Genomic DNA, 24,473 nt, shown 5'->3' with positions numbered 1-24,473 from the left:
GTGGCTCCTTAGTGGCCAGTCTTAAGCTTGCGCTCAAGATACATGGAATAACGGGACATGCTGAAACAAGCGATGAAGAACAACAGCGCGATAAAGCCGTAAAGCTCCCACACGATGCCGTTCCAGTTTGCATCTGCACGAATGTTGTTGGTCAGACCGATTGGATCCATCAAACCAATGATAGACACCAACACAGAGTCTTTGAACAACCCGATAAAGTTTGAAACGATCCCAGGAATGGAAATCTTCAGGGCTTGCGGCATGATGATCAGCCGCGTCGCTTTCCAATAATCCAAACCCAGCGCATCTGCTGCTTCGTACTGGCCTGTTGGCAACGCCGCCAAACCACCCCGAATTGTCTCGGCCATATAGGCCGCAGCAAACAGCGTTACCATGATGACAACACGCAAGATGATGTCAAACGTCGTGCCGGGCGGCAGGAAGTAGTTCAACAGGGTTGAAGCCACAAACAACAAGGTGATCAGTGGAACACCGCGAATGAACTCGATAAAGCCCACACACAAAGATTTCACGATAAACAGGTTTGTTTGACGCCCAAGCGCGAGCAAAATCCCCAATGGCAACGACAGAACAATGCCCGTCACACCAATGATGATCGACAGCATAAAGCCACCGAACTTTGCGGATTCAACAGGGATGAGACCAATGCGTCCCGCTGTGCGTTTCGTCAACGCTAGCTCGTTTTTGGCATTAGATACCGCTGCTTCCAGCTTTTCTAAGTCTTCACCTGTCACACCTTGCGCCACGCCTTCCGACAAAGCTGCTTCAGCGGCTTCTACCTTTGCTGGAAGGATCGGAAGGTTATTGAACGCATTCAGCTGCGCCTTTTTTGCGTCCAGCGTGAACGTTTGCGTTTTTGGCAAACCATTCTCTTCTTCTTGCAAGTTAATGGACGTCATAGCCTCGATCTCGCGCTCCAGCTTGGCTGGCACTGTATCCATCCGAGAATTTGCAACCATACCCGACAACGCTGTGTCAATTGGACCAACCGCAAGACCCCACCACAAAACGGGGGCAAGGATCGCCGCGATCACACCAACAATGGAGCCAAAGCGTTTCCCCAGAACTTGCATCCACGCGTAGCCCAACACGAAACCAACCATGATCCCGAGTGGGACAAAGATTGATCCGCCCCACAACAGCCAGAACGCCAAGAAAGGATAGCAAGCAGAGAACCACAGCATCTTGCGCGGAAGATTGCTAAACAGGATTGGCAGCAACGCAACCAACATCCCGATAAACGCAAGGTTCGGACGCCAGTACAACTCCGACGGATAGAACCCATAAATCAGCTGCAAATACCGCTCACGGATAACAGCCCAACAGGCCGCGCCGTGACCATGGCCACCCGCATGATCACCCGCTGCTGCGGCGATCACTTCGCGACATTCTTTCAATGAACCAGCCGTCCAAGAGCCGTTCCAAATCCATGGCAGAACAATGCTCAGGACATAATATAGGAACACAATCGACAAGACTGTCAGGATCGAATTCAAAACACCGTTAAACAGGTTGTCTTGTATCCATTTGATCGGCCCAGACGTCGCATTAGGCGGCGCCTGTTCCGGCAGCATCTCTGTGCGAACATAACCAATATCGCTCATATCAACGCTCCCTCAATTTTACAGATTCATTGTACCAGTTCATGATCGTTGAAATGGTCAGACTGATCGCAAGGTAAATTGCCATAAGGATCAACAAACATTCCATTTCACGGCCTGTCTGGTTCAACGTGATACCACCCAAAGTACCCGTGATATCCATGTACCCCACCGCAATCGCCAGAGACGAGTTTTTGGTCAGGTTCAGATAGTTGGAAATCAGCGGCGGAATGATAACGCGCAGCGCTTGTGGCAGAATGATCAAGTTCATTGTCCGATTAGGCCGCAGGCCCAGCGCAAAGGCAGCTTCGGACTGTCCCTTGTTAATCGCCATGATCCCTGCGCGCACGATTTCGGCAATAAAGGCCGCCGTGTAAAGCGCAAGCGCCAAGGTCAGCGCGATCAAGGAGTTCCGCATGTAAATGCCACCCTTGAAGTTAAAACCTTTCAATTCAGGGGATTCCAATCCGATTGGACGGCCCATCACAAAGTAAACGAGCAAAGTTGGGATCACAAGGATACCCAAACTGATCCAAAAGTTCGGCAGGATTTCCCCTGTCGCCTCTTGCCGCTTGCGCGACCAACGACGGAAAACGAAAACACCAACAATGGACAACAAGAATACGATGACTACGACCATCGACCCAGACAAGAAATCTGGTTTCGGTAGGTAGAAACCACGGTTCGTAAACGCAACCGTGTCCCAGAACCACATCGACGCCGTCGCGTTGTCTCCGCGAAACGCTTTGGGTGTTGGCAAGTTCTCGATGAAGATCGCCATCATCAAAACAATCCACAACAGCACTGGCACATTGCGGAAGGCTTCGATGTAAACGGTCATGATCCGCGCCACGATCCAGTTGCTGGACAAACGTAGCACGCCAATAATCACACCTAACATCGTTGCAAGGAAGCAGCCTAAGACCGCAACCAACAATGTGTTAAGAACCCCAACCAACGCAGCACGACCATGCGACATCTGGTTGTTATATTCGATGAGCTTCTGGTTAATATCATAACCCGCGGCTTCGCCTAGAAAGCTAAAGCCAAGAGGTTTTCCCAAGGCCGCAAGGTTCTGCGCCGCATTGTTCAGCAACCAAAATACGCCAAGCAAAAACAACACCAGCGCAACGATTTGAATCGTCATGGATCGGTAACGCGTGTCGTAGATTAGTTGACTAAATTGGAAGCCGCCCTTTGGAGGATCGGTTATTGCAGACATGTGTCTACGCTCCCTTTGTCTGTTCCATTGGTGGCAATTTCCAACTCCACGGGCAGGACGTGGCGAACTGATTGCACCTTAATTTTTGTGTAGTTCAAGTAGCAGAAAAAAAGGGCGCAACCGAAGTTGCGCCCTTCTCAATATATTAGCGGAATGGAGGCGTGTAGATCAGGCCACCATCTGTCCACTGAGCGTTCAGGCCACGAGCCAGACCGATCGGAGTGGATTCACCGATGTTCTTCGAGAAGATTTCACCGTAGTTACCACCAGCCATGATAGCGTTCTTAGCCCAGTCTGCGGACAGACCCAGCTGCTCGCCGAGGTTGCCTTCAGTGCCGAGCAAACGGTTTACTTCTGGGTTGTTGCCAGCTGCAGCTGCTGATTCAGCAACGTTTGCAGATGTTACGCCCAGCTCTTCCGCTGCTACCAATGCGTTCAATGTCCAGCGAACGATGTCACCCCATTGGTCATCGCCGTGACGTACCAGCGGGCCGAGTGGCTCTTTGGAGATGATTTCTGGCAGCAGAACGTGTGCAGCAGGATCTTCGAAAGTTGCACGTGTCGCAGCCAAACCAGATGCGTCAGTTGTGTAAACGTCACAAGCGCCAGCCAGATACTGCTGTTGTGCTTCTGCGTTTGTTTCGATTGGAACAGGCTCGTAAGAGATGTTGTTTGTACGGAAGAAGTCCGCCAAGTTCAGCTCTGTTGTTGTACCAGTTTGGATACATACAGTTGCGCCGTCCAGGTCTTTTGCAGATGCAACGCCCAGCTCTTTTGGAACCATGAAGCCCTGACCGTCGTAGTAGTTAACGCCTACGAAAGTGAATTTCAGGTCAACGTCACGTGAGAATGTCCATGTTGTGTTACGTGCCAACATGTCAACTTCACCAGAAGCCAGCGCTGTGAAGCGTGTCTTACCAGTTGTTGGTGTGAATTTAACAGCTTGTGGATCGCCGAGTACAGCGGCCGCAACAGCGCGGCATACAGCTACGTCAAAACCATCCCAGTTGCCGTTTGCGTCAGCAGCAGCAAAGCCTACGAGACCGGTGGAAACACCACACTGCAAGAAACCTTTAGCTTTGACGTCGTCGAGTGTGCCAGCAGCAGCGAAACCAGCTGCAAACGTTGCAGCGGCCAAAGTGCCGACGAATGTTGATTTTTTCATTTTTACCTCTTCCTGATGAACCGTTCATGGTCGAACGGCGTGCCGCGCGTGTGAGCGGCGTTCTCCCACCCTTTTGGCAATAGCCAAAAAGGTAGGCTCCATCATGTTCGCGCAACCCGTTGAGGTCAAGGAGTTTTCATCTTTTGTTACTGGTGCTTATTTACCTTACGGCACCCAATGGGTCGCAATCACTGACCTTAAAAACCGCACCTGTGAAAGAACGTAAGGAAGCACAGCGCGTCAAAACACTCATGTTTTGTCAGTTTAGGCCATTAAGTAAGCAATCATGACCCAAATCGTAGCGTTTACGCGCACTCACGCACAGATTCCAACAAATTAGACGCAAAGACAAAGCTCTTACGCTTCGTTGCAGTGGCCGCCGTTGCCTCTTCATCTTCGCCCCAAATCTCGTTTTGCCAGATTTCATCCACCTGAGACGCGTTCCAAGCCTCTTCAACGCTCATTTCTTTATGAAAAATCGCAAGAGACAGCACCAAAGACCCTGAAATGTGTACAAGATCATGAAACGCAGAAAGCGTGAAAGGCTCCATTTGGGCCACTTCGGCATGCAAATTTTGCAAAGACTGATTCGGCTGATCCACTGGAATCACACCATTGGTCACGGTCAAAGGCGCCTTTATCCGCGCTTCTGCCCATGCCAGTGGGCCATCCCAAACCGCCGCTTGACGGGCAATCAATTCTTCTGGGCTGGTGGCGCGGTAGCACAGCAAATCACTGCCTCCATACGCGGCCAGCATCTCAACAACATCGGCGTGTTTTTCGCCAACACGATCTATGGCAACATTGGCCCATTGCGTGGCGGGCATGACCGTTGGATCAACCGTTTCATCCACCGCCGCCCATTCCGCTGCGATCAAATCCGCCGCAGCGCGCGTTGGCACATTTAAATCGTTTTTTGCTGGTGTTTTGAGCACCCGCCCATCCAGATGCACCACAAATCCACCCGTACTGCCTACAACAGCAACGTCGGTCCAAAACCGTTTCTTTTTCAGAAAGCTCACAATTAACCCTCGTAATACTCAAAGGGATCTTCTGGCGCATAGGCCAGATTGAACCCAAACATGTCCAATGTGCGTTTCATATGCTCTGGCGGCGGCGCAGTGAAGATCATCACTTTGTCCGTCACAGGATGCGTGATCTTAAGCGTGCGTGCGTGCAAATGCAGCTTGCGGCTGATTTCACCACCCAGTTGCGCCCCCCAACCATCACCTTCATTTGTTTGCGCATTGCCGCCGTATTTCCCGTCACCCACAATCGGGTGCCCCATCTCGGCCATGTGCGCGCGCAGTTGGTGGGTGCGCCCAGTGATCGGCGCGAGCCCAACCCACGCCGCCCGCTGTCCCATGCTTTCAATCACCGCAAAATCCGTGGTGGCCCGTTTTGCGCCTGGTGTCTCATCAATGGCATCAGGGTGAATACAATGCATGCGTTCACCTGCCCCATTTGGGCCATGCCCTGACGCTTTGACCAATCCATACCGAATGGTCCCGACCTTTGGCATCGGATTACCTGCCACAACAGCCCAGTAAATCTTGCGCGTGTTGCGAAGGTGAAAACTCTTGGCCAAGCCCGCTGCGGCCCGCCCTGTGCGAGCCATCACAAATACGCCGCTTGTGTCTTTGTCCAACCGATGCACCAGCTTGGGTTTCGCATCCAAATCAAACCGCAAAGCATCCGCCATGCCATCAATGTGTCGTGTCTGGCCTGACCCACCCTGCACTGGCAAACCCGCAGGTTTGTTCAACACAATGATATCATCATCCTTGTAAATCACCGCATCGCGCAACATGCGCGCATCTGCATCCGATACAAACGCCTCTGGCTTTGGCGCAGGCCGATCCGCATCCGGCAGCGGCGGCACACGCACAATCTGACCAGGTTGCAAACGCGTGCTGGCCTTTACGCGACCTTTATCCACGCGCAAATCCCCTTTGCGACACATCTTTTCAACGCGCCCTTGGCTGACATGGGGAAACATCCGCCTGATCCAACGATCCACACGTTGTTCCGCGGCATCATCTGCCACCGCAATATGCTGCACACCTGTACCACTCATGCCAATACCGCCCGCATTGTTAAAACTCCTACCAATAAGGCTATGATCGCACCAAAAACCGATCCTGTCACATAGATCATGGCTGCCATTTGCCGCCCCTGTTCCCAGAGATTGATCGCATCAAGGGAAAAGGCAGAGAACGTTGTGAACCCGCCCAACAAGCCCGCCATTAAGAAAGGCGCAAACCGCGGCTCACCAATCCGTTCCAACATCCAAACGGCGATCACCCCCATCAGGAAAGACCCAAGGATGTTCACAAACACCGTGCCAACAGGCGTGCCAAGACCAAACAGCCGCACCGCCCCCTGAACCGAGGCATAGCGCAGCACCGCGCCAAGCGCGCCACCCAATGCTATTTGCAAGATCACATTCATCGCCAACCACAGTGCAATAGAAATACCGCACATGCTCCATGCTCACCTAAGGGATTCAGGTGATGCTGTCGCTCGCCTCTACCGCATCCATGATATTCTGCGCAAGGCCCGCGAGGTTTAACGTGTCGGAATGTGGAACATCTTCGAGCCGTTCATACTGCGAACACCACGTGGTCCATTCCCGTTTTTCGATGGGTGTTTCGCGCACAACATGCACGGATTGAACACCATGCTTGCGGATCATATGCTCCACTTGGCCAATGGCGTTTTTGGGGGTGGCTTCAAACAGGCCGATCAAAAAGTGACCTTTGCGTACTAGAAATCCGCCAAACTTTTTATTTTCACAGCGTCGCCACACATCTCTTTGCACCAATCGAACCTGTGCTTTGGTCTGCACGGGTTTACACTGACAAATGAATAAAAGACGAAGCATTTAAATCTCTGCTTCCTGCAAACGCGAAAAATCGCGCCACAAAAAGCCGTTCTTCCCAATAACGACCCAATCAACTCTAAAGTGTTTTAACCTCAATTTTCAGGAAGTACAGTTATTTAGAGTTGATTTTACGTAAAGGTCAATTTCGCCACGCACCGAATACCTAATATCCTCAGGACAGCAGGCGAAACGCCTTGAATTAAACAATGCGTCAGGACTCTTTGGAACTGCGCAGTTTAGAAAAATAATCGACTCGTTTTTTCAGCTCTCGCTCAAATCCGCGATCCACAGGGATATAGTAAATGCCCCGCTTCATATCGTCGGGGAAATAATTCTGGCCCGAAAACCCGTCTTCGGCATCGTGATCGTATTGATATCCCGCACCATAGCCTTCGTCTTTCATCAACTGTGTTGGCGCATTGCGGATGATCTTTGGCGGTGGCTCTGAACCCGTCTTCTTTGCCGCATTGCGCGCAGCTTTATATGCCACATAAGTCGCGTTAGATTTCGGCGCCAGCGCGATGTAAATCACCGCTTGAGCTAAGGCCAACTCCCCCTCGGGCGACCCCAACCGTTCATACGTTTCCCACGCCTGTAAACATACATGCTGGGCTTGCGGGTCCGCCAGCCCGATATCCTCCACAGCCATGCGCGTGATTCGGCGCGCCAAAAACCGTGGGTCCTCGCCCCCTTCAAGCATACGACAAAACCAATACATCGACGCATCAGGATCCGATCCGCGCACGGATTTGTGCAAAGCAGAAATCAGATTGTAATGCTCCTCACCCGATTTGTCGTACTTTGGTGCGCGACGCGACAAACGTTTTTGCAAATCTTCCAGTTTGACCTTGCTGGTCACATTCCACGAAAACACTTGCTCCAGTATGTTAATGAGCGCACGGCCATCCCCATCGGCCATTTCCAAAACCGCCTCTCGCGCATCCGCCATTAACGGCAACGCGCGGTCTACCAGTTTTTCCGCCCGCTGCGCCATCAACTCCAAATCCGCCAAGGTCAGGCGCTCCAGCACCATAACCTGACTTCGGCTCATCACCGCCGCGTTCAATTCAAACGACGGATTTTCGGTTGTGGCCCCCACCAGCACAATGGTCCCGTCTTCCATATGGGGCAAAAATCCGTCTTGCTGCGCTTTGTTGAACCGATGAATCTCATCCACAAACAGCAACGTGCCCCGCCCTGTTTGCCGCCGCAGCTTTGCCGCTTCAAACACTTTCTTTAGGTCCGCCACACCAGAAAAGATCGCGCTAATCTGCACGAACTCCATCTCGGTCTCATCTGCCAACAGCTTTGCCAGCGTGGTTTTCCCAACCCCAGGGGGGCCCCAGAAAATGATCGACGACAGGTTCCCACTTTCCAGCATCACGCGCAGCGCACCCTCTTCGCCCAATAAATGCTGCTGCCCGATCACATCGGAAAACGTGGCAGGCCGCAGCCGATCCGCCAACGGTGCAGGCTTTCCGCCTGCCGCGCTCGGTTCCACACTGTCAAATAAATCGGCCATCTGCCCTCTCAATCACACAGTATTCTGAACGCACACCCCCAAAAGGTAAAGCACCTGCACCCAGCTTCTTTGTTCTGCAAATACTCAAAGAAAAACCCCCGCAGCGATCACGTCGCTGCGGGGGTTCCACTGTCCCGAATTCTTCGGTGTTTTTATTCTTCTGCATCCATCTCGGCTGCAACGCGGGCTTTGTCAGCCGCGCCTTTGGCATCCACATCACGATCAACAAATTCGATGATCGCCATTGGGGCCATGTCGCCGTAACGGAAGCCAGCTTTCATCACACGGATATAGCCGCCTTGGCGCTCCGCGTAACGTGGGCCAAGAACGTCAAACAATTTGGAAACGTACTTGTCCTCTTTCAACTTTGCCGCGGCCTGACGGCGCGCGTGCAAGTCACCGCGTTTTGCCAGTGTGATCATTTTTTCAACGATCGGGCGCAGTTCTTTTGCTTTTGGCAAAGTTGTTTTGATTTGTTCATGCTCAATGAGCGAGCCAGCCATGTTGGAGAACAACGCTTTACGATGTTCGTGTGTCCGGTTTAGGCGGCGGTAACCACGTGCGTGACGCATTTCAGTCTTCCTTCTCTATGCTTTGTCTGGTGAGCCTGCGTTGGGTCTCACACTCCTTGGGCATTATTGCCAGATGTTCCCCGCCATTTGCGGGCATTTTAACCAACAACCGCCCCGGATTTACTCCGGGGCCGCTGCCTAACTTTTAGAACTGGTCTTCGTACTTCTTGGCCAGATCTTCGATGTTGTCCGGTGGCCAGTCCACGATATCCATACCGAGGTGCAAGCCCATGCCTGTCAGCACTTCTTTGATCTCGTTCAAAGACTTGCGGCCAAAGTTTGGCGTGCGCAGCATTTCTGCTTCGGTCTTTTGGATCAGATCGCCGATGTAAACGATGTTGTCGTTCTTCAGGCAGTTTGCAGACCGCACTGACAATTCCAACTCGTCCACTTTCTTGAGCAAGAGCGGGTTGAATTCCAGATCGTCTTCTTCTTCCTGACGGGATGCACTTTCTGGCTCGTCGAAGTTGACGAACACAGACAGTTGATCTTGCAGAATGCGCGCAGCAAAGGCCACCGCGTCTTCTGGGCTGATGGAGCCATCTGTTTCCAGTTTCAGTGTCAGCTTATCGTAGTCCAGAACCTGACCTTCACGTGTTGGCTGAACGTCATAAGACACTTTCACAACAGGTGAGAACAGCGCATCAATTGGGATCAAACCAATCGGTGCATCTTCTGGGCGGTTCTTGTCCGCTGCAACATAGCCTTTGCCTGTTTCCACAGTCATTTCCATGAACAGGCTTGCGCCATCGTCCAAGTGACAGATCACGTGGTCTTTGTTCAGGATTTGGATATCCGCAGTTTCAGAAATATCACCAGCAGTCACAATGCCTGGGCCTTTGGCTGCAATAGACACGCGCTTGGTGCCTTCTGCTTCCATGGCCACAGCCACACCCTTGAGGTTCAGAACGATGTCTGTGACGTCTTCACGTACACCCGCAACGGATGAAAACTCGTGCAGAACGTTGTCGATCTGTACGGATGTGATCGCCGCACCCTGCAAGGATGACAGCAAAACACGACGCAGCGCGTTGCCGAGTGTCAGACCAAAGCCACGCTCGAGCGGTTCAGCAACACATGTTGCCTGACGCAGCGGGTCGCCACCTGGTTTGATGTCCAATTGTGTTGGACGGATAAGCTCTTGCCAATTCTTATGGATCATAGTGCCTCCATTCTCGTTCGCCGACCGGATCCGGTTGATCGGGAACACCCGAGGGTATTTAAAAATCCGGAACCGTCCTCATGAACGGTTCCGCAAGAATTCTTGTCAGGATTAAACCCGACGACGCTTTGGCGGGCGACAGCCGTTGTGGGCAATCGGGGTCACGTCACGAATAGATGTGATGTTAAACCCTGCAGACGCCAATCCGCGCAATGCGCTTTCACGACCAGAGCCTGGACCTTGCACTTCAACTTCCAGCGTTTTCACGCCGTGCTCTTGCGCTTTTTTCGCAGCATCTTCTGCAGCCATCTGTGCTGCATAAGGTGTGGATTTACGCGAGCCCTTGAAGCCCATTGTGCCAGCAGAAGACCAGCTGATTGCGTTGCCTTGGGCATCTGCGATCAGGATCTTTGTGTTGTTGAAAGAAGAGTTGATGTGAGCAACACCAGTGGTGATGTTCTTCTTGATCTTCTTCTTAACGCGCAGTTTTTCACGTGCCATTGATCAAGCCCTCCTTATTTCTTCTTGCCAGCAATCGCGCGGGCTGGGCCCTTACGAGTGCGTGCGTTTGTGTGTGTGCGCTGACCACGAACGGGCAAACCGCGACGGTGACGCAGACCGCGATAGCAGCCAAGGTCCATCAGACGTTTGATGTTCATGGAAACTTCACGACGCAGATCACCTTCTACGTCAAAGTTCGCATCGATGTTTTCACGAATTTTCAAGATTTCCGCATCGGAAAGCTCGTTGATACGACGAGTTACGTCGATACCAGTGTCTTCGCAAATCTTAGCAGCGGATGTGTGTCCGATACCGTGAATATATGTGAGGGCGATTGGGACCCGTTTGTGGGTCGGCAAGTTCACGCCAGCAATACGTGCCAAAGTGCATCTTCCTTCAAGGTTGCGGTTCCGTATCTCCGGAACCTTTTTTCACAACAAAAGCCCAACACCACCACGGCGTCGGGCCGATTTTCCTGAACGTTAAGGCCGAATCACCCATAGGGAGAAAAGTGACCGATTCATTAAGGAAGCTGTGCCATACGGGGGAAGCGGCGTTTCGTCAAGTGGGGATGGGTGAAAATGGAAAACTACCTTGTAGAAACAATACTAGCCCTTATACGAATTTTTTGCTCTCCATCTAAAAAGGCTTTCGAAATCTCAATTTCGATTTTTCTTCTTCTAAGGAAAATCTGTCCCACAATTTCTACACTTACTCGAATACCTCGGGCTGTGTGAATCTCGTATATCTGGACTGCTGCAACACCCGTTCGACGAGCTTTTACTTCCCGAGCCAAAGAGTTTCGATGCAATAAAATAGCAGATTGCAAAAATAACAAGTGCTTCAATCATGTCTTACCTCGTCAAAATAATTTTCGTTTTAACATTCTACAGGCGATTCATAGCCCTTAAAATTAGTACTAATCGTAAAAAATAAATAGATAAAGGCAACAAAACCTAACTGGTTTTAGACCAGTTAGGTTTTCATTCATCTCACCCCAAATACGTATCCCGCAACTCCCGCCGCAGTACCTTGCCCGAAAGCGTCACAGGCACCTCATCCACAAACTCAACCCGCTTGGGAACCTTGTAATTCGTCAGCCCCGCTTTGCACGTCATGCGCACCGTTTCTTCGGTCACGCTGTCATCCGCACGAACAACAAACGCGGCAACCGCTTCGCCTGTTTTGTCGTCTGGATACCCCACAACCCCCACTTGCACGACACCTTCCATGGTGGAAATCGTGTCCTCCACCTCATTCGGGGCCACGTTAAAGCCTGACACTAGGATCATATCCTTTTTACGATCCACGATCTCAATATACCCGTCCGCGTCCATCACGCCGATATCACCTGAATGCAGCCAACCATCCACAATGGTTTCCGCCGTAGCATCGGGGCGGTTGATATATCCCTTCATAATCGTCGGCCCACGCCCAATCACTTCGCCTGGCTCTCCATTGGACACATCATTGCCATTGTCGTCCACAATACGCACGTCCATCCCTGGCACAGGAACCCCAACCGACCCCAAACGGTTGTCCTCGGACGGATTGAACGTCATCACACCACAACATTCTGTCATGCCCCAGCCCTGACGGATTGGCACGCCCATCTTTTCTTCCCATTTCATGGCCACACCCGTGGTTTGCGCCGCCCCACCGGACCCACAGAACCGCACGTTTTCAAACAGCTCTTTCTTGGCCCAATCTTCCACCAACAGCGCCGCATAAAGGGTGTTGATTCCCGTGAACCATGTAATCTTGTGCTTTTCAAACGCCGCTTTCAGGTTCGATGGCGGACGCGGACTTGGCACCAAAACGCTATGTGCCCCTGTGCGCAGCCCCGCAATAAAGATCAGCGAAAACGCCGTGATATGATAGAGCGGCAGGATCACCAGAACGGTTTCCCCCTGTCCGCTCATCAAATCCTCAGTCATCAGTTCCGCCTGATAGGCATTGGCAATCACAGAACGATGGCTCAGCTCCGCACCCTTGCTGCGGCCCGTCGTGCCAGAGGTATACTGATACAGCGCCACATCATCAGGGGATACATCCGCCGTATAACTGGCCACATCCCCCGATGCGGCCTTACCAGCCGCCAATGCCGATTTCAGCGTCACATGGGATGTGCGCATGTCAGGGATAACCTTCTTCACCCGCTTTAACACAAAACCCAAAATTGCCCGCTTCAGCCCCGGAAAATATTCCAGCAAAGACATGGTCACCACGGTTTCTACACCCGTTTTGTGAACCACCTCACCCACCTTGTCCCCAAACAGATCAATAATCACCAGCACCTTGGCCGAACTGTCGTTCAGCTGATGCTCCAACTCTGGCGCGGTATAAAGCGGATTCACATTTGTACTAATGCAGCCCGCCTTGGCGATCCCCATACAAGCCACACCAAACCCAATGCAATTGGGGGTCATCACCGCAACCGTGTCCCCAGCGTTTAGCTTCAGCACCTCGCGCAGATACACCGCAAAGGCCTCTGCCTCGGCTTTCAGCTCCGTGAACGAAATCGACGCTTCCGCCCCTGTGGGCAAGATCGTCGTCAGCGCCGTTTTGGACGCATATTTTTCCGCCGCCGTGTCACACAACGCGGAAAAGGTCTGCGCACCCATGTTCGCCAGATCAAAATTCTTGGCTTCTTCTGAGAAATACTTGGTCCACGGCTGGTTCATGGCGGCCTCCCTTTGGTGCTGATTGTCTCCCGCTTCACACCTAAGACCAAAAGAAACTGAATTGCCACTACTTTACGCGGCACTTGGCGCCTGCGTGCCACCCGCCCCCCTGAAACAGAGAAAGCCGCCCGATTGATCGAACGGCTGTCACGTCTTTTTGTTTTTCGAATATCCGCGCCGCAGGCCATCGCCGCGCAGCGGCTAAAGAAGAATGGCGCAGCGCACCCCCGCGGGGCTACGCGTTTTCAAGCGCTGCAGAAATGGATGATTTCACCGCATCAATAGACGCCAGCCCATCAATGCTCTGCAGTTTTTTGTTGGCATAATAATAGCCGATCAACGGGGATGTGTCTTTGTAATATGCCATCAAGCGCGTCTTCAAACTGTCTTCGTTGTCATCGGCACGGCGTTTAAACTCTGTGCCGCCGCATTTGTCACATGTGCCTTCAACCTTCGGCTTCTTTGCCTCATCGTGATAGCCTTCGCCGCAATTTCCGCAGGTGTATCGCCCAGTGATCCGCGCCACGAGCGCCGTGTCATCCACGCGCATTTCCACAACCGTGTCGAGCGATTGACCAACACTTTGCAACAATTCGCCCAACGCATCAGCCTGTGCCAATGTCCGTGGGAAGCCATCAAAAATAAATCCGCCGCTTGCGTCCGCAGTTTCCAACTGTTCGCGGATCAACCCAATCACGATCTCATCTGTGACAAGTTCGCCGCGATCCATAACGCCCGCAACCATTTTGCCCATTTCCGTGCCAGACGTGCGCGCGGCACGCAGCATATCCCCTGTGGACAATTGAACCATGTTCCGCTCGTCTACCAACATGGCAGCTTGCGTTCCCTTCCCAGCGCCCGGAGGCCCAAGCAAAATGATGTTCATAAGAGAATCCCTTTATAGTCCAGCAGCGTTTAGCATAGCGCCAATCAAAGCCTAGCGAAAACACAAACGCATACCTGTGTATACACGTCGCAGCAGGGTCCAAACACGCCAAAGAAAAAAGGCCGTGCTGGAAACAGCACGGCCTTTGAATGTGTATGATATGCGGCTTAACGCCCCTGACGACCGCCGCGTTTCTTGCTACGGCCTTTGCCACGCAATTTCGATTTCTCGATCAGGCTTTCATATTGGTGCGCCAACAGGTGCGATTGAACCTGTGTGATGGTATCCATGGTCACAGACACAACAATCAACAAAGATGTACCGCCGAAATAGAACGGGATCGCCAATTGCGCCCGCAGGATTTCTGGCAGCAAACACACCGCAGATAGGTAAGCAGAACCAACCACCAGCAAACGTGCAACCACGTAATCCAGATACTCTTCGGTCTTTTTACCCGGACGAATGCCTGGCACGAAACCGTTCTGCTTTTTCAGGTTGTCCGCAACATCATCCGTTTTGAACGAAACGTTGGCCGTGTAGAAATAGCTGAAGAAAACGATCATCCCGACAAAGAACGCCAGATACAGCGGCTGACCTGGGCCAAAATACGCGAGCACTGCGTTCATGAACGGGCTTGTCTGTGTGCCAGAGAAGGTAGAAATCGTCGTTGGCAACAGCAACAGCGCAGATGCAAAGATCGGTGGAATAACCCCTGCTGGGTTCAGTTTGATCGGCAGGTGAGAGCTCTCACCGCCATAAACCTTCATGCCCACTTGGCGTTTTGGATACTGAATATGCACCTTTCGCAGCGCACGTTCCATGTAAACGATGAATGCAATCACCAGAACAACCATCACCATGACACCGATGATTACTGCAGGGGACAACGCACCGGACCGACCAGAGGCAAAGAACTGCGCCAAGGCGGCTGGCAGCTCGGCAATAATGCCTACAAAGATGATCAAGGAAATACCGTTGCCGATACCCCGTGCCGTGATTTGCTCACCCAACCACATCAGGAACATTGTACCACCCACCAGCGTGATCATCGCTGGTACTTGGAATGTCATGAACCCAGGGTTCAACGCCAACCCTTGGGACTGCATCCCTGCAGTGATGCCGTAGGATTGGAAAATCGCCAGCGCAACCGTACCGTAACGGGTGTATTGGTTGATCTTTTTGCGGCCCTGTTCACCTTCTTTTTTCAATTGCTCCAAAGATGGAACCATTGCGGTCAAAAGCTGAACAATAATCGACGCGGAAATATACGGCATGATGCCAAGGGCAAAGATTCCCATACGGCTCAGCGCGCCGCCTGTGAACATGTCCAGAATGCCGCCAACGCCACCACGCAAGTTTTCCACAAACTGTGCCAATTCAACGGGGTTGATGCCCGGTGTCGGAATGAATGTTCCAATGCGATAGACAATCAGCAAACCAATCGCGAACAAGATACGCGATTGCAGCTCTTTGGCTTTCCCGAAAGCACCCCAACTGATGTTGGATGCCATTTGTTCAGCAGCAGACGCCATGAACGTTCCTTTCTAAAGAACAGTCGCCCCTTGGGGCGTAAAACACGAACGCCGCGAGATCATTTGCAGACCACGCGGCGCCGAAAAACTTGATCGGAAGAATATGTAAGCGGCAGGACCGCCGCTCACAAGAGCAATTAAGCTTCAGCGTCCGCTTTTGGCGCAGTTGTGACAGTAAGTTTACCGCCAGCTGCTTCAACAGCTGCAACAGCTGTCTTGGATGCGCCTGAAACAGTCAGATCAATCTTGGATGTGATCGCGCCTTTATTCAGGATACGAACGCCATCTTTGATGCGACGCACGAGACCGGATTCCACCAGAGATTCCTCTGTGATCGGCTTACCCGCGTCAATTTTCTTTTCGTCGATGAACTTTTGCAGCAGGCCAAGGTTCACAACAGCATGTGTTTTTGCGTTGATGTTGTTAAAGCCACGCTTTGGCAGACGTTGGTACAAAGGCATTTGGCCGCCCTCGTAACCACCAATGGCAACACCTGAACGGGATTTTTGACCCTTGATACCACGGCCACCCATTTTACCTGTGCCGGAACCCGGACCACGGCCAATGCGCTTACGCTTTTTAGTTGCACCTGGATTGTCTGAAAGTTGATTCAGTTTCATTGTCGCTATCTCCTTTTGCCGGAACTACCCCCGATGAGCGACAAAGGGGCAAACACGGCGTTACGATGTGATTCTGGAAAGGTTCCCAGACTGGTGGCGTATAGACCCGCTTGATCCGCAAAGCAAGGGCCTCAAAACACTCCTAATCTGGAAAATCCGCACCCCATTCCCATATACACTGCATGGAACGTAGAACCTTTTTGAAATCCATCGGTGCGGCGGCATCGATGACCGCTCTCCCCCTGCAAGGATTATCTGCTGCGGCGGCCACGCCCGTTCGCTATGGCATGTCGCCCTATGCGCTCGCCAAATATACCGCGCGGATCAACAAACAGCTCACGCCTGAAATGCTCAAAACCTTCCTTGGATTTTCTGACACGGATGCAAAAGGCATGATGCGCCGCCTGATGGCCGAGAATATCCTCACTGCACCCGATGCCACAGGTATTAGCCGCACCAGCACGGAGTATTTGGCCGATTTCAAAGCCCGCCGTGACAAAGTGAAAGAACTGATCTCGCGCTTGAACGAAACGGTTGATGAGGTGGAGGAATCTCACACAACAGATATCCCAGACGATGAAGATCAATCGTCAACGGCAAGGGACACGACTTAACTTAAATTTCGCGTTCCTCTTGAATTGATGTATCAAATGAGACACATATGTCTCATGAACAAAATCAGACCGACCACACACGACGCGATTCTCGAAGCTGCGTTTCAAACCTATAACCGCAATCCAACCGCCTCTCTTGCCGATGTGGCGCAGGCTGCGGGCGTTGGCCGTGCCACCCTGCACCGCCAGTTTTCGGGCCGCGACGTACTGATGTCGGCCCTGTCCAAACACGCCACCCAAGAACTCGACACCGCCGTTGATGCCGCTGTGCAGGATGCCTCCAGCTACACCGAGGCGCTCCGCCTCTCGCTTGGCGCAATCATCCCGCTCGGGGATCGGCAATGGTTTCTGTCCCACGAACACAAAAACACAAATCTCGAAAAACGATTGGCCGACAAAAACGAACTGATCGAAACCATCGACAAAGCCAAGGCAGAGGGCACGTTCGACCTCACCATTCCCAGCGCGTGGATCGCAACCCTCTACGAAAACCTCGTCTACACCGCATGGACCCTTGTCCGCGACGGCGAAGCCACCCCCACACAAGCCACGGATTTTGCATGGCGCAGCCTGACACACGGCCTGAACGGAGACCCGAAATGCCCCCTGAAACTCTGACCAAACTCGGTGAAAACATCGAATTCACCTTCATCATCTTCAGCGCCCTGATCTTTGCCATCGAATTGGCCGAAGTGTTCTTTAAAGGCAGCCACAAGGGCAAACGCCTGCTTGAAATGGTGGCCAGCGCCTCCACACAAATCCCCTACCTCGTCGTCGAAGCGCTCATTTTAACAGGCGCCTACACACTCTTTTACGTCTTCGCTTATGAAAACATTTCTTGGATGATGCCCCTCACCTGGACAACCATCGCGCTCGCCGTGCTGGTGGCCGACATCACATACTATTGGGAACACCGCATCGCCCATCAGGTCCGCATCTTGTGGACCCAACACGCCGTCCACCACTCCTCACGGGACTTCAACATCATCACGGGCGTTCGCTTTGGTGCGCTCGAAGGCGTCTGGTCCATTCTCGCCCACGTGCCGATGATTTTCATGGGCTTCCCACCCGAGGCCATCTTCTTTGGCATCATCACCGTGCTCGCCTATCAAACATGGATTCACACGGAAACCATTGGCAAACTCGGCCCGCTCGAATGGATACTGAACACCCCATCCCACCACCGCGTCCACCATGGATCAGATCGCAAATACCTCGATAAAAACTACGCTGGCATCCTGATCATCTGGGACCGTATGTTCGGCAGCTTTCAAGCAGAAGAGGAAACACCCCGCTACGGCCTGACCACGGATTTTGACAGCCAAAATCCCCTGCGCGTCTGGACATCAGAACTCCCTGAACTTGGCCGTGATCTCAAAAACGCCAAATCCACATCCGAAGTGGCGGGATATCTTTTCAAAGGTCCAGGCTGGCGGCCAAAAAAGCAAACCCCTGCGGAGTGATCTGTTTGGCCTACGGCAGCGTATGCGTTAAGACTGCTTAAACACCTATCGTCGCCACAACCACGGAACCTGCAATGAAACTCACCCGCCGCACGCTTCTTGCTTCTGCTCTTGCGTTTTTTGCAACGCCAGTGCTTGCCCAAAAGAAATTCTATCGCTTCAAGCGTTTGAAATACATCGCGGCCTTGGGGTTGGACAACGCCACCTCTGGCACGGGCGCTGAAACATGGGGCCTCTGGCGCGAAGATCCGGGTCCCATCGGTGTTTGGCTGAAATTCTACCAACTCCTCGCCAAGGCAGGCAACATCGCCCCCTCTGGCTGGCGGTTCGATATCAATGATTGGTGGCTGGATGAAAACGGCCTGATCATGAAGGCGCCCGAATTTCCGTTGCCCGCAGGACAATACTACGTCACCAACGGCGAAGAACATATTTCTTTGCTCACGGTTGAAGCCCCGGATGAAAACGGCGCACAAGCGTGGTCTTTGTCAGATGACAAGCGGCTCAAGGACGTGACCCACGGCCCCTGCCGCTCCGCCCGCTACACGCCCGAGTTTTCAGAGGCCAGCTGCACACCCGCCAACGCAGACATCAGCAAATTCCCACTTGGCCCAGGGGATCAACTGCCCCCCGTAGCGGATTGCAACAAAAAGGATTACGCCGTGCTGATCGTGTTCGGTGTGCCTGTGGCCTAGGCCGCTTGCTTCTGCCCAGCTTCCAAACCGCAGAAATAGATCATCAGCCCCGTGCCAACCATCGGCAGCAAGAAGGTTAGATACCAAAACGCACTGCGTCCAGAATCCCGCAAGCGGTTCACGCAGGTGGCGAGGTTCATGTAAAACACACCCAAGATAATAAGCGCCAACATCAAGTTCTCACTCGCGTTTCGCGTGCCTGCAGGCGCGTCGAAATCGGCAAAGGCAAAAGCCGTGCCAAACATCGCGACAATCGCCAAAACGAAAATGGCGACCTGCATCAGCCACCAACGACCACGGCCCATGGTTCCGTGAAGCGGGTTCAACAAATAGAGCATAGCATTTCCAATCCTGTGAATTCTCAGGACAAGATCACGCTCAAAGATGGTTAAACTTGGGCCATAAATGGTGAGTTTCTTGGCAATTTGGCCGAACGCTGAGCCGTCTCAAACACCAACACAGGCCTTCGCAGACCTCGGGGGGCGCGAATGCGCCTCCCATGGGGGAGGTCGGCGCAGGCCGTCCCGCAAGCGGAACGGCCTAAGATGTCTCGGCCAAGGCGAACCTTTAAATTAAGACTACATGCTAAATAGAAAACAATTACAGTTCTGATACGACCAAATGAAGAGAAACTTGTTATGGCTCAGAATGCAAACCTTTGCCTGCTATGCTGTGAACACACGGAAAAGTTTGCAAAGGCTCATATTATTCCGCGAAGTATGTATGGCGATACTCTTAAGTCGAGTGCTGGGCCTGCACAAATTGTCACTACATTAAAAGACGTCCATCCTACTCGTTCACCTAAGGGCGAATATGACAGAGAAATTCTGTGCCTCAAATGCGAAGCGTCTTTTTCGCCTTATGATGATTATGCTTATGACATTCTATTTCGAACGAAATTCGAGCCTGCTTTTTATCACAAAGGCAATTCCTTGGTTGGGATAATCGACAAGATCGACACTCAAAAACTTCAACTTTTCTTCATGAGTTTAATGTGGAGAATGGAAGTCACAACTCGGGCTATGTTCTCATCTGTACGCCTCGGCCCCTATAAAGAAAAGCTTCGCAGCGCTCTGCAAAATGCTGATCCATTTGAAGTGCCAGAATTTGATGTAATTGTGACTAAATTTCAAGATGACGCCATTCAGGCCGTACTTGGGCCCTCTGCAATCAAAATGGAAGGAGTAAATGGATATGAAATTTCACTGGCTGGGAACTCTTGCTTCATTAAGCTTGATAAGCGAAAATTTCCAGAAACATACCTTGATCTAGCTCTTAGTTCAGGAAACCCTTTCCATGTCCTATATCGTGAATTTATAGGAAGTCCCGAATTTGAGGCCATGGTCAAAATCGCGAAATCCTAAAGCAACAAAAAAAACGCCCCCGCAAAGCGGAGGCGCCTAACTCAATCTCGTAGGTCGAGGTTCTACAACCGTGTCAGTGTTTTGCTAAAAACACGAGAACGGAGCCCGACACCACTCAACCTTTTTCTTCGATGATCTCTACCATGTGCGGGATCTTGTTGATCATGCCGCGCACGGATGGCGTGTCTTCCAACTCGCGTGTTTTGTGCATCTTGTTCAGACCCAGACCAACCAGTGTTTGACGCTGGTCTTTTGGGCGACGGATTGGCGAACCAATCTGCTTGATTACGATAGTCTTAGCCATTGTGCTTATGCCTCCGCTTTTTCAGCTTCTGCTTCGGCAGGGGCCGCCGCAGGTGCATCTGATTTTGGCAGGATGTCAGAAACTTTCTTGCCACGACGTTGTGCAACGTTGCGTGGGGATGCTTCTTTGGTCAGGCCATTCATGGTCGCACGGATCATGTTGTATGGGTTTGCAGACCCGATGGATTTGGACACAACGTCCTGAACACCCAACATTTCGAAAACCGCACGCATTGGACCACCAGCAATAATACCAGTACCTTGTGGGGCTGTCCGCATCACAACTTTACCAGCGCCGTGACGGCCTTCCATGTCGTGGTGCAATGTCCGACCTTCGCGCAGTGGCACGCGGATCATTTTGCGTTTTGCAGCTTCGGTCGCTTTGCGGATCGCTTCAGGTACTTCTTTTGCTTTACCTTTGCCGAACCCAACGCGGCCCTTTTGGTCGCCTACAACAACGAGTGCTGCAAAACCAAAGCGCTTACCGCCTTTTACTGTTTTGGATACGCGGTTGATTGCAACCAAGCGATCCTGAAATTCTGGTGTTTCGTCACGATCACGACCGCGGCGATTGTCATCTCTAGCCATTGAAGGCCTCCATTTTTGTGGGCATTGCCCGTAAATCCAATCCTAGTGACACCTATGCTTTTTCAGATTTTCTGAAATTGCATTAAGCGACCTGGATCATCGAGGCGGCCCGAAGGCCGCCTGCAATATCTTAGAACTTCAAGCCACCTTCACGGGCAGCGTCAGCCAAGGCTTTCACCTTGCCGTGGAACAGGAAACCGCCACGGTCAAAGTAACAGACTTCTACGCCCGCTTTCTTTGCACGTTCTGCGATAGCTGTGCCAACTTTTGCAGATGCTTCGACGTTGTTCTTGCCGATAACGCCCAGCGCCTTTTCCAAAGAGGAAGCAGATGCCAGTGTTACGCCGTTTACGTCGTCGATCAGCTGCACGCTGATGTTCTTGTTTGAACGGTGTACGCTCAGACGGGGGCGACCAGCAGCCACCTTCCGCATTTTGCTCCGGTTGCGCATACGGCGCTTCAGGAACAGATTTCTCTTGCTCATAGCCATTATTACGCTCCTTACTTCTTCTTACCTTCTTTGCGGAAGATATACTCATCTTTGTACTTGATGCCCTTGCCCTTGTAAGGCTCTGGCTTGCGGTACTGACGAATATTCGCGGCAACTTGACCAACAACTTGCTGATCGATGCCTTCCACAATGATTTCAGTTGGCTTTGGTGCAGTTACCGTGATGCCATCTGGCACTTGGTATTCCACATCATGGGACAGGCCCAGCGCCAGCTTCAGGACGTTGCCCTGCATGCTTGCACGATAACCAACACCGTTGATCTCCAGCTCTTTCTTAAAGCCTTCGGTCACACCTGTTACACAGTTGGCAACCTGAGTGCGGGACATGCCCCACTGCTGACGTGCCCGCTTGGACAAGCCACGTGGCTTCACTTCCACACCGTCATCGCCGGTTGTGATGGTTACATCGTCAGTGGCCGTAAATGTGCGAACACCTTTAGGACCCTTAATTTCTACGGTCTGGCCAGACACAGAGGCAGTTACGCCGCTGGGCAGCTCGACCGGTTTTTTACCAATACGAGACATCTGACACCCCTTAGAAGATTGTGCACAACACTTCGCCGCCAACATTGGCTGCGCGTGCTTGTGCATCTGACATAACACCTTGCGGTGTAGATACGATTGAAACGCCAAGACCTTGACGAACAGAAGGGATGTCCTTGGCACCCGCGTAAACGCGACGGCCAGGTGTGGAAACCCGCTTCAATTCTTTGATCACTGGTGCCCCGTCGAAGTATTTCAAAGAAATCTCCAACTCTGGATGACCATTAGCGCCAGTACCCGCTTCGTAACCGCGAATGTAGCCTTCGTTCTGGAGCACGTCCAAAACCCAACCACGCAGTTTAGATGCTGGTGTTTTTACGGTAGATTTGCCGCGCAGTTGTGCGTTGCGAATCCGTGTGAGCATATCACCGATAGGATCGTTCATAAGTACTACTCCTTACCAGCTCGATTTGACCATGCCAGGAATCTGGCCGTCAGACGCCAATTGGCGCAACGCGATCCGGGACATTTTCAGTTTACGATAATAGGCCTTCGGACGACCGGTTACCTGACAACGGTTGTGCAGGCGTGTGGCCGAAGAATTGCGTGGAAGTTCCGCCAATTTAAGGCGGGCCTTGAAACGCTCTTCCATCGGAAGGTCCATGTTAGTTGCGATCTCTTTCAGCGCAGCACGCTTGGCAGCATATTTCTCTACCAGCTTCTGACGCTTCAATTCGCGCTGAACCATTGCTTTTTTAGCCATGTTCTTTTCTCCTCCGCGATCAGTTCATGAACGGCACGTTAAAGTGCGCCAACAAACTTTTCGCTTCTGCGTCTGTGCTTGCGTTTGTGTTAAACGCAATATCCATGCCCCACATCACGTCTACTTTGTCGTAGTCGATCTCTGGGAATACGATGTGCTCTTTCAGGCCCATGGCATAGTTGCCACGCCCATCAAAGCTCTTGGCCGATACGCCGCGAAAGTCACGAATACGTGGCATTGCAACGGTTACCAAACGATCCAAGAATTCATACATCTGATCGCCACGCAGCGTGACCTTCACACCCAAAGGCATGTCTTCACGAACGCGGAAACCAGCGATGGATTTCTTCGCTTTGGTAATCACCGGCTGCTGACCAGCAATAGCGGCCATATCAGCAACAGCAGAACGGATTTTCTTAGAGTCGTTTACAGCTTCACCAACACCCATGTTCAGCACGATTTTCTCGAGCTTTGGGATTTGCATGTCGTTCTTGTAGCCGAACTCTTCTTTCATCGCAGCGCGGATTTTTTCCTTATACGCTGTCTTGAGACGTGGTTGATAATCAGCCATCGATCACTTCTCCCGACTTCTTGGCAAAACGTACTTTTTTGTCGCCGTCCATTTTGAAGCCAACCCGTGTTGGGCCGCCATCTTTAGGATCGACCAAAGCAAGGTTGCTCAGTTGGATCGGCATCTCGGTTGGAACGCGTCCACCCTGAGAAGATTGAGTTTGCGCTTGGTGGCGAATGGCAACATTCACGCCAGACACAACAGCTTTGCCAGTGGATGGGTTGATAGAGTTGATAGAACCCTCTTTGCCCTTATCCTTGCCAGCAAGAACGATGACCTTGTCACCTTTTTTCAACTTAGCAGCCATTGTTACAGAACCTCCGGAGCAAGCGAAATGATCTTCATGAAGTTCTTGGAGCGAAGCTCACGAACAACAGGGCCAAAGATACGTGTGCCAACAGGCTCACCCGCATTGTTCAAAAGAACTGCAGCATTGCTGTCAAAGCGAATTGCTGTGCCGTCTTCGCGACGGACTTCTTTAGCGGTACGCACAACCACTGCCTTGCGAACTTCACCCTTTTTCACGCGACCGCGTGGAATGGCTTCTTTCACAGAAACAACGATAATGTCTCCAACAGACGCGTAACGTCTGTGGGAACCGCCCAGAACCTTGATACACTGAACACGACGTGCGCCGCTGTTGTCAGCTACCTCAAGATTGGTCTGCATCTGGATCATGGTAGATACTCCGACCTTTGGGGACTTGAATGCAGTTCAAGCCCCAGGGTTTCGATTAACTGGAGTTTT

At 52.0% G+C, this 24,473-nt stretch carries 31 protein-coding genes; 5 read left to right on the top strand and 26 right to left on the bottom strand.

Going from position 1 to position 24,473, the window contains the following annotated elements:
* Window positions 1-8 precede the first annotated feature (8 nt).
* The 16 genes from QBD29_RS03480 to rplO all read right to left on the bottom strand — a co-directional run bounded on the left by QBD29_RS03480 (window position 9) and on the right by rplO (window position 16,372).
* On the bottom strand, window positions 9-1,625 hold the full coding sequence (locus QBD29_RS03480) for an amino acid ABC transporter permease (protein ID WP_280099934.1): 1,617 nt from the start codon (window positions 1,623-1,625) through the stop codon (window positions 9-11).
* Window position 1,626: 1 nt separating this feature from the next.
* The gene (locus QBD29_RS03475) at window positions 1,627-2,844 is read right to left on the bottom strand and encodes an ABC transporter permease subunit (protein ID WP_280099933.1); all 1,218 of its coding nucleotides are present in this window, start codon (window positions 2,842-2,844) and stop codon (window positions 1,627-1,629) included.
* 145 nt (window positions 2,845-2,989) lie between these two features.
* Window positions 2,990-4,009, bottom strand: a complete 1,020-nt coding sequence (locus QBD29_RS03470) for an amino acid ABC transporter substrate-binding protein (protein WP_280099932.1) — start codon at window positions 4,007-4,009, stop codon at window positions 2,990-2,992.
* A gap of 305 nt (window positions 4,010-4,314) precedes the next feature.
* A complete protein-coding gene (locus QBD29_RS03465) occupies window positions 4,315-5,031 on the bottom strand; it encodes an ATP12 family protein (protein ID WP_280099931.1) in 717 nt (238 codons plus the stop codon).
* Between the two features lie 2 nt (window positions 5,032-5,033).
* On the bottom strand, window positions 5,034-6,086 hold the full coding sequence (locus QBD29_RS03460) for an RluA family pseudouridine synthase (RefSeq protein ID WP_280099930.1): 1,053 nt from the start codon (window positions 6,084-6,086) through the stop codon (window positions 5,034-5,036).
* Window positions 6,083-6,493, bottom strand: coding sequence for a fluoride efflux transporter CrcB (gene crcB / locus QBD29_RS03455; protein ID WP_280099929.1), 411 nt, complete (start codon window positions 6,491-6,493; stop codon window positions 6,083-6,085). Before crcB ends, QBD29_RS03460 begins: the two co-directional genes overlap by 4 nt.
* Window positions 6,494-6,515: 22 nt before the next feature.
* Window positions 6,516-6,893, bottom strand: a complete 378-nt coding sequence (locus QBD29_RS03450; RefSeq protein ID WP_280099928.1) for a hypothetical protein — start codon at window positions 6,891-6,893, stop codon at window positions 6,516-6,518.
* A gap of 211 nt (window positions 6,894-7,104) precedes the next feature.
* Window positions 7,105-8,415 (bottom strand): replication-associated recombination protein A, encoded by a 1,311-nt coding sequence (locus QBD29_RS03445; protein ID WP_280099927.1) that lies wholly within the window; start codon window positions 8,413-8,415, stop codon window positions 7,105-7,107.
* 152 nt (window positions 8,416-8,567) lie between these two features.
* Window positions 8,568-8,987 (bottom strand): 50S ribosomal protein L17, encoded by a 420-nt coding sequence (rplQ, locus tag QBD29_RS03440; protein ID WP_280099926.1) that lies wholly within the window; start codon window positions 8,985-8,987, stop codon window positions 8,568-8,570.
* Window positions 8,988-9,132: 145 nt separating this feature from the next.
* Window positions 9,133-10,149 (bottom strand): DNA-directed RNA polymerase subunit alpha, encoded by a 1,017-nt coding sequence (locus QBD29_RS03435; protein WP_280099925.1) that lies wholly within the window; start codon window positions 10,147-10,149, stop codon window positions 9,133-9,135.
* 111 nt (window positions 10,150-10,260) lie between these two features.
* Window positions 10,261-10,650 carry a 30S ribosomal protein S11 gene (rpsK, locus tag QBD29_RS03430; protein WP_280099924.1) on the bottom strand — a complete coding sequence of 130 codons (390 nt, stop codon included), beginning with the start codon at window positions 10,648-10,650 and terminating at the stop codon, window positions 10,261-10,263.
* 14 nt (window positions 10,651-10,664) lie between these two features.
* A complete protein-coding gene (rpsM, locus tag QBD29_RS03425; protein WP_280099923.1) occupies window positions 10,665-11,033 on the bottom strand; it encodes a 30S ribosomal protein S13 in 369 nt (122 codons plus the stop codon).
* 609 nt (window positions 11,034-11,642) lie between these two features.
* The gene (locus QBD29_RS03420) at window positions 11,643-13,334 is read right to left on the bottom strand and encodes an AMP-binding protein (protein WP_280099922.1); all 1,692 of its coding nucleotides are present in this window, start codon (window positions 13,332-13,334) and stop codon (window positions 11,643-11,645) included.
* Window positions 13,335-13,569: 235 nt separating this feature from the next.
* Window positions 13,570-14,220: an adenylate kinase gene (locus QBD29_RS03415; RefSeq protein ID WP_280099921.1), complete on the bottom strand. Its 651-nt coding sequence runs from the start codon at window positions 14,218-14,220 to the stop codon at window positions 13,570-13,572.
* Between the two features lie 167 nt (window positions 14,221-14,387).
* Window positions 14,388-15,752 carry a preprotein translocase subunit SecY gene (secY, locus tag QBD29_RS03410; protein ID WP_280099920.1) on the bottom strand — a complete coding sequence of 455 codons (1,365 nt, stop codon included), beginning with the start codon at window positions 15,750-15,752 and terminating at the stop codon, window positions 14,388-14,390.
* A 137-nt stretch (window positions 15,753-15,889) separates the two neighbouring features.
* Window positions 15,890-16,372, bottom strand: a complete 483-nt coding sequence (rplO, locus tag QBD29_RS03405; protein WP_280099919.1) for a 50S ribosomal protein L15 — start codon at window positions 16,370-16,372, stop codon at window positions 15,890-15,892.
* A 182-nt stretch (window positions 16,373-16,554) separates the two neighbouring features.
* On the opposite strand from rplO, the gene QBD29_RS03400 reads away from it, so the two are divergent.
* The 4 genes from QBD29_RS03400 (at window position 16,555) to QBD29_RS03385 (ending at window position 19,144) form a co-directional block, all read left to right on the top strand.
* Window positions 16,555-16,986 carry a hypothetical protein gene (locus QBD29_RS03400; protein WP_280099918.1) on the top strand — a complete coding sequence of 144 codons (432 nt, stop codon included), beginning with the start codon at window positions 16,555-16,557 and terminating at the stop codon, window positions 16,984-16,986.
* Window positions 16,987-17,040: 54 nt separating this feature from the next.
* Complete coding sequence (locus QBD29_RS03395; protein ID WP_280099917.1) at window positions 17,041-17,604, top strand: helix-turn-helix domain-containing protein; 564 nt, start codon at window positions 17,041-17,043, stop codon at window positions 17,602-17,604.
* Window positions 17,586-18,449, top strand: coding sequence for a sterol desaturase family protein (locus QBD29_RS03390; protein ID WP_280099916.1), 864 nt, complete (start codon window positions 17,586-17,588; stop codon window positions 18,447-18,449). Before QBD29_RS03395 ends, QBD29_RS03390 begins: the two co-directional genes overlap by 19 nt.
* Window positions 18,450-18,523: 74 nt before the next feature.
* On the top strand, window positions 18,524-19,144 hold the full coding sequence (locus tag QBD29_RS03385; protein WP_280099915.1) for a hypothetical protein: 621 nt from the start codon (window positions 18,524-18,526) through the stop codon (window positions 19,142-19,144).
* Here the strand turns inward: QBD29_RS03385 and QBD29_RS03380 are convergent.
* A complete protein-coding gene (locus QBD29_RS03380) occupies window positions 19,141-19,482 on the bottom strand; it encodes a DUF805 domain-containing protein (RefSeq protein ID WP_280099914.1) in 342 nt (113 codons plus the stop codon). The two genes, QBD29_RS03385 and QBD29_RS03380, sit on opposite strands and share 4 nt — an antisense overlap.
* A gap of 300 nt (window positions 19,483-19,782) precedes the next feature.
* Here QBD29_RS03380 and QBD29_RS03375 point away from each other — a divergent pair, with 300 nt between their 5' ends.
* Window positions 19,783-20,508, top strand: a complete 726-nt coding sequence (locus QBD29_RS03375; RefSeq protein WP_280099913.1) for a hypothetical protein — start codon at window positions 19,783-19,785, stop codon at window positions 20,506-20,508.
* 115 nt (window positions 20,509-20,623) lie between these two features.
* Here QBD29_RS03375 and rpmD read toward each other — a convergent pair whose 3' ends face one another.
* The 9 genes from rpmD to rplN all read right to left on the bottom strand — a co-directional run bounded on the left by rpmD (window position 20,624) and on the right by rplN (window position 24,404).
* A complete protein-coding gene (gene rpmD / locus QBD29_RS03370) occupies window positions 20,624-20,812 on the bottom strand; it encodes a 50S ribosomal protein L30 (protein ID WP_280099912.1) in 189 nt (62 codons plus the stop codon).
* 5 nt (window positions 20,813-20,817) lie between these two features.
* A complete protein-coding gene (rpsE, locus tag QBD29_RS03365) occupies window positions 20,818-21,399 on the bottom strand; it encodes a 30S ribosomal protein S5 (protein WP_280099911.1) in 582 nt (193 codons plus the stop codon).
* Between the two features lie 130 nt (window positions 21,400-21,529).
* Entirely contained in the window at window positions 21,530-21,889 is a 360-nt protein-coding gene (rplR, locus tag QBD29_RS03360; RefSeq protein WP_280099910.1) for a 50S ribosomal protein L18, read from the bottom strand.
* Between the two features lie 11 nt (window positions 21,890-21,900).
* Window positions 21,901-22,434, bottom strand: a complete 534-nt coding sequence (rplF, locus tag QBD29_RS03355; protein ID WP_280099909.1) for a 50S ribosomal protein L6 — start codon at window positions 22,432-22,434, stop codon at window positions 21,901-21,903.
* A 10-nt stretch (window positions 22,435-22,444) separates the two neighbouring features.
* The gene (gene rpsH / locus QBD29_RS03350) at window positions 22,445-22,837 is read right to left on the bottom strand and encodes a 30S ribosomal protein S8 (RefSeq protein WP_280099908.1); all 393 of its coding nucleotides are present in this window, start codon (window positions 22,835-22,837) and stop codon (window positions 22,445-22,447) included.
* A 12-nt stretch (window positions 22,838-22,849) separates the two neighbouring features.
* Window positions 22,850-23,155 carry a 30S ribosomal protein S14 gene (rpsN, locus tag QBD29_RS03345; RefSeq protein WP_280099907.1) on the bottom strand — a complete coding sequence of 102 codons (306 nt, stop codon included), beginning with the start codon at window positions 23,153-23,155 and terminating at the stop codon, window positions 22,850-22,852.
* A 19-nt stretch (window positions 23,156-23,174) separates the two neighbouring features.
* The gene (gene rplE, locus QBD29_RS03340) at window positions 23,175-23,726 is read right to left on the bottom strand and encodes a 50S ribosomal protein L5 (RefSeq protein ID WP_280099906.1); all 552 of its coding nucleotides are present in this window, start codon (window positions 23,724-23,726) and stop codon (window positions 23,175-23,177) included.
* A complete protein-coding gene (gene rplX, locus QBD29_RS03335; protein WP_280099905.1) occupies window positions 23,719-24,033 on the bottom strand; it encodes a 50S ribosomal protein L24 in 315 nt (104 codons plus the stop codon). The genes rplE and rplX overlap by 8 nt, the downstream gene beginning before the upstream one ends.
* A gap of 2 nt (window positions 24,034-24,035) precedes the next feature.
* Window positions 24,036-24,404, bottom strand: coding sequence for a 50S ribosomal protein L14 (gene rplN, locus QBD29_RS03330; protein WP_280099904.1), 369 nt, complete (start codon window positions 24,402-24,404; stop codon window positions 24,036-24,038).
* Window positions 24,405-24,473 lie beyond the last annotated feature (69 nt).

The organism is Amylibacter sp. IMCC11727 (assembly GCF_029854195.1).
In the GTDB taxonomy this organism is placed as follows: domain Bacteria; phylum Pseudomonadota; class Alphaproteobacteria; order Rhodobacterales; family Rhodobacteraceae; genus Amylibacter.
The sequence above is the reverse complement of the archived record's forward strand: the minus strand, read 5'-3'. Positions and strand labels throughout refer to the sequence as shown.

Coding starts and splice junctions, on each gene's coding strand:
- QBD29_RS03420 (WP_280099922.1), bottom strand. CDS start 13,334: ATGAACCAGCCGTGGACCAAGTATTTCTCAGAAGAAGCCAAGAATTTT.
- QBD29_RS03480 (WP_280099934.1), bottom strand. CDS start 1,625: ATGAGCGATATTGGTTATGTTCGCACAGAGATGCTGCCGGAACAGGCG.
- rpmD (WP_280099912.1), bottom strand. CDS start 20,812: ATGGCTAAGACTATCGTAATCAAGCAGATTGGTTCGCCAATCCGTCGC.
- QBD29_RS03390 (WP_280099916.1), top strand. CDS start 17,586: ATGCCCCCTGAAACTCTGACCAAACTCGGTGAAAACATCGAATTCACC.
- crcB (WP_280099929.1), bottom strand. CDS start 6,493: ATGTGCGGTATTTCTATTGCACTGTGGTTGGCGATGAATGTGATCTTG.
- QBD29_RS03445 (WP_280099927.1), bottom strand. CDS start 8,415: ATGGCCGATTTATTTGACAGTGTGGAACCGAGCGCGGCAGGCGGAAAG.
- QBD29_RS03395 (WP_280099917.1), top strand. CDS start 17,041: ATGAACAAAATCAGACCGACCACACACGACGCGATTCTCGAAGCTGCG.
- rpsN (WP_280099907.1), bottom strand. CDS start 23,155: ATGGCTAAAAAAGCAATGGTTCAGCGCGAATTGAAGCGTCAGAAGCTG.
- rplO (WP_280099919.1), bottom strand. CDS start 16,372: ATGAAACTGAATCAACTTTCAGACAATCCAGGTGCAACTAAAAAGCGT.
- QBD29_RS03400 (WP_280099918.1), top strand. CDS start 16,555: ATGGAACGTAGAACCTTTTTGAAATCCATCGGTGCGGCGGCATCGATG.
- rplN (WP_280099904.1), bottom strand. CDS start 24,404: ATGATCCAGATGCAGACCAATCTTGAGGTAGCTGACAACAGCGGCGCA.
- rplR (WP_280099910.1), bottom strand. CDS start 21,889: ATGGCTATGAGCAAGAGAAATCTGTTCCTGAAGCGCCGTATGCGCAAC.
- secY (WP_280099920.1), bottom strand. CDS start 15,752: ATGGCGTCTGCTGCTGAACAAATGGCATCCAACATCAGTTGGGGTGCT.
- rplQ (WP_280099926.1), bottom strand. CDS start 8,987: ATGCGTCACGCACGTGGTTACCGCCGCCTAAACCGGACACACGAACAT.
- rplF (WP_280099909.1), bottom strand. CDS start 22,434: ATGTCTCGTATTGGTAAAAAACCGGTCGAGCTGCCCAGCGGCGTAACT.
- QBD29_RS03460 (WP_280099930.1), bottom strand. CDS start 6,086: ATGAGTGGTACAGGTGTGCAGCATATTGCGGTGGCAGATGATGCCGCG.
- rpsK (WP_280099924.1), bottom strand. CDS start 10,650: ATGGCACGTGAAAAACTGCGCGTTAAGAAGAAGATCAAGAAGAACATC.
- QBD29_RS03385 (WP_280099915.1), top strand. CDS start 18,524: ATGAAACTCACCCGCCGCACGCTTCTTGCTTCTGCTCTTGCGTTTTTT.
- QBD29_RS03435 (WP_280099925.1), bottom strand. CDS start 10,149: ATGATCCATAAGAATTGGCAAGAGCTTATCCGTCCAACACAATTGGAC.
- rpsE (WP_280099911.1), bottom strand. CDS start 21,399: ATGGCTAGAGATGACAATCGCCGCGGTCGTGATCGTGACGAAACACCA.
- QBD29_RS03380 (WP_280099914.1), bottom strand. CDS start 19,482: ATGCTCTATTTGTTGAACCCGCTTCACGGAACCATGGGCCGTGGTCGT.
- QBD29_RS03415 (WP_280099921.1), bottom strand. CDS start 14,220: ATGAACATCATTTTGCTTGGGCCTCCGGGCGCTGGGAAGGGAACGCAA.
- rplX (WP_280099905.1), bottom strand. CDS start 24,033: ATGGCTGCTAAGTTGAAAAAAGGTGACAAGGTCATCGTTCTTGCTGGC.
- rplE (WP_280099906.1), bottom strand. CDS start 23,726: ATGGCTGATTATCAACCACGTCTCAAGACAGCGTATAAGGAAAAAATC.
- rpsH (WP_280099908.1), bottom strand. CDS start 22,837: ATGAACGATCCTATCGGTGATATGCTCACACGGATTCGCAACGCACAA.
- QBD29_RS03375 (WP_280099913.1), top strand. CDS start 19,783: ATGGCTCAGAATGCAAACCTTTGCCTGCTATGCTGTGAACACACGGAA.
- QBD29_RS03470 (WP_280099932.1), bottom strand. CDS start 4,009: ATGAAAAAATCAACATTCGTCGGCACTTTGGCCGCTGCAACGTTTGCA.
- QBD29_RS03450 (WP_280099928.1), bottom strand. CDS start 6,893: ATGCTTCGTCTTTTATTCATTTGTCAGTGTAAACCCGTGCAGACCAAA.
- QBD29_RS03475 (WP_280099933.1), bottom strand. CDS start 2,844: ATGTCTGCAATAACCGATCCTCCAAAGGGCGGCTTCCAATTTAGTCAA.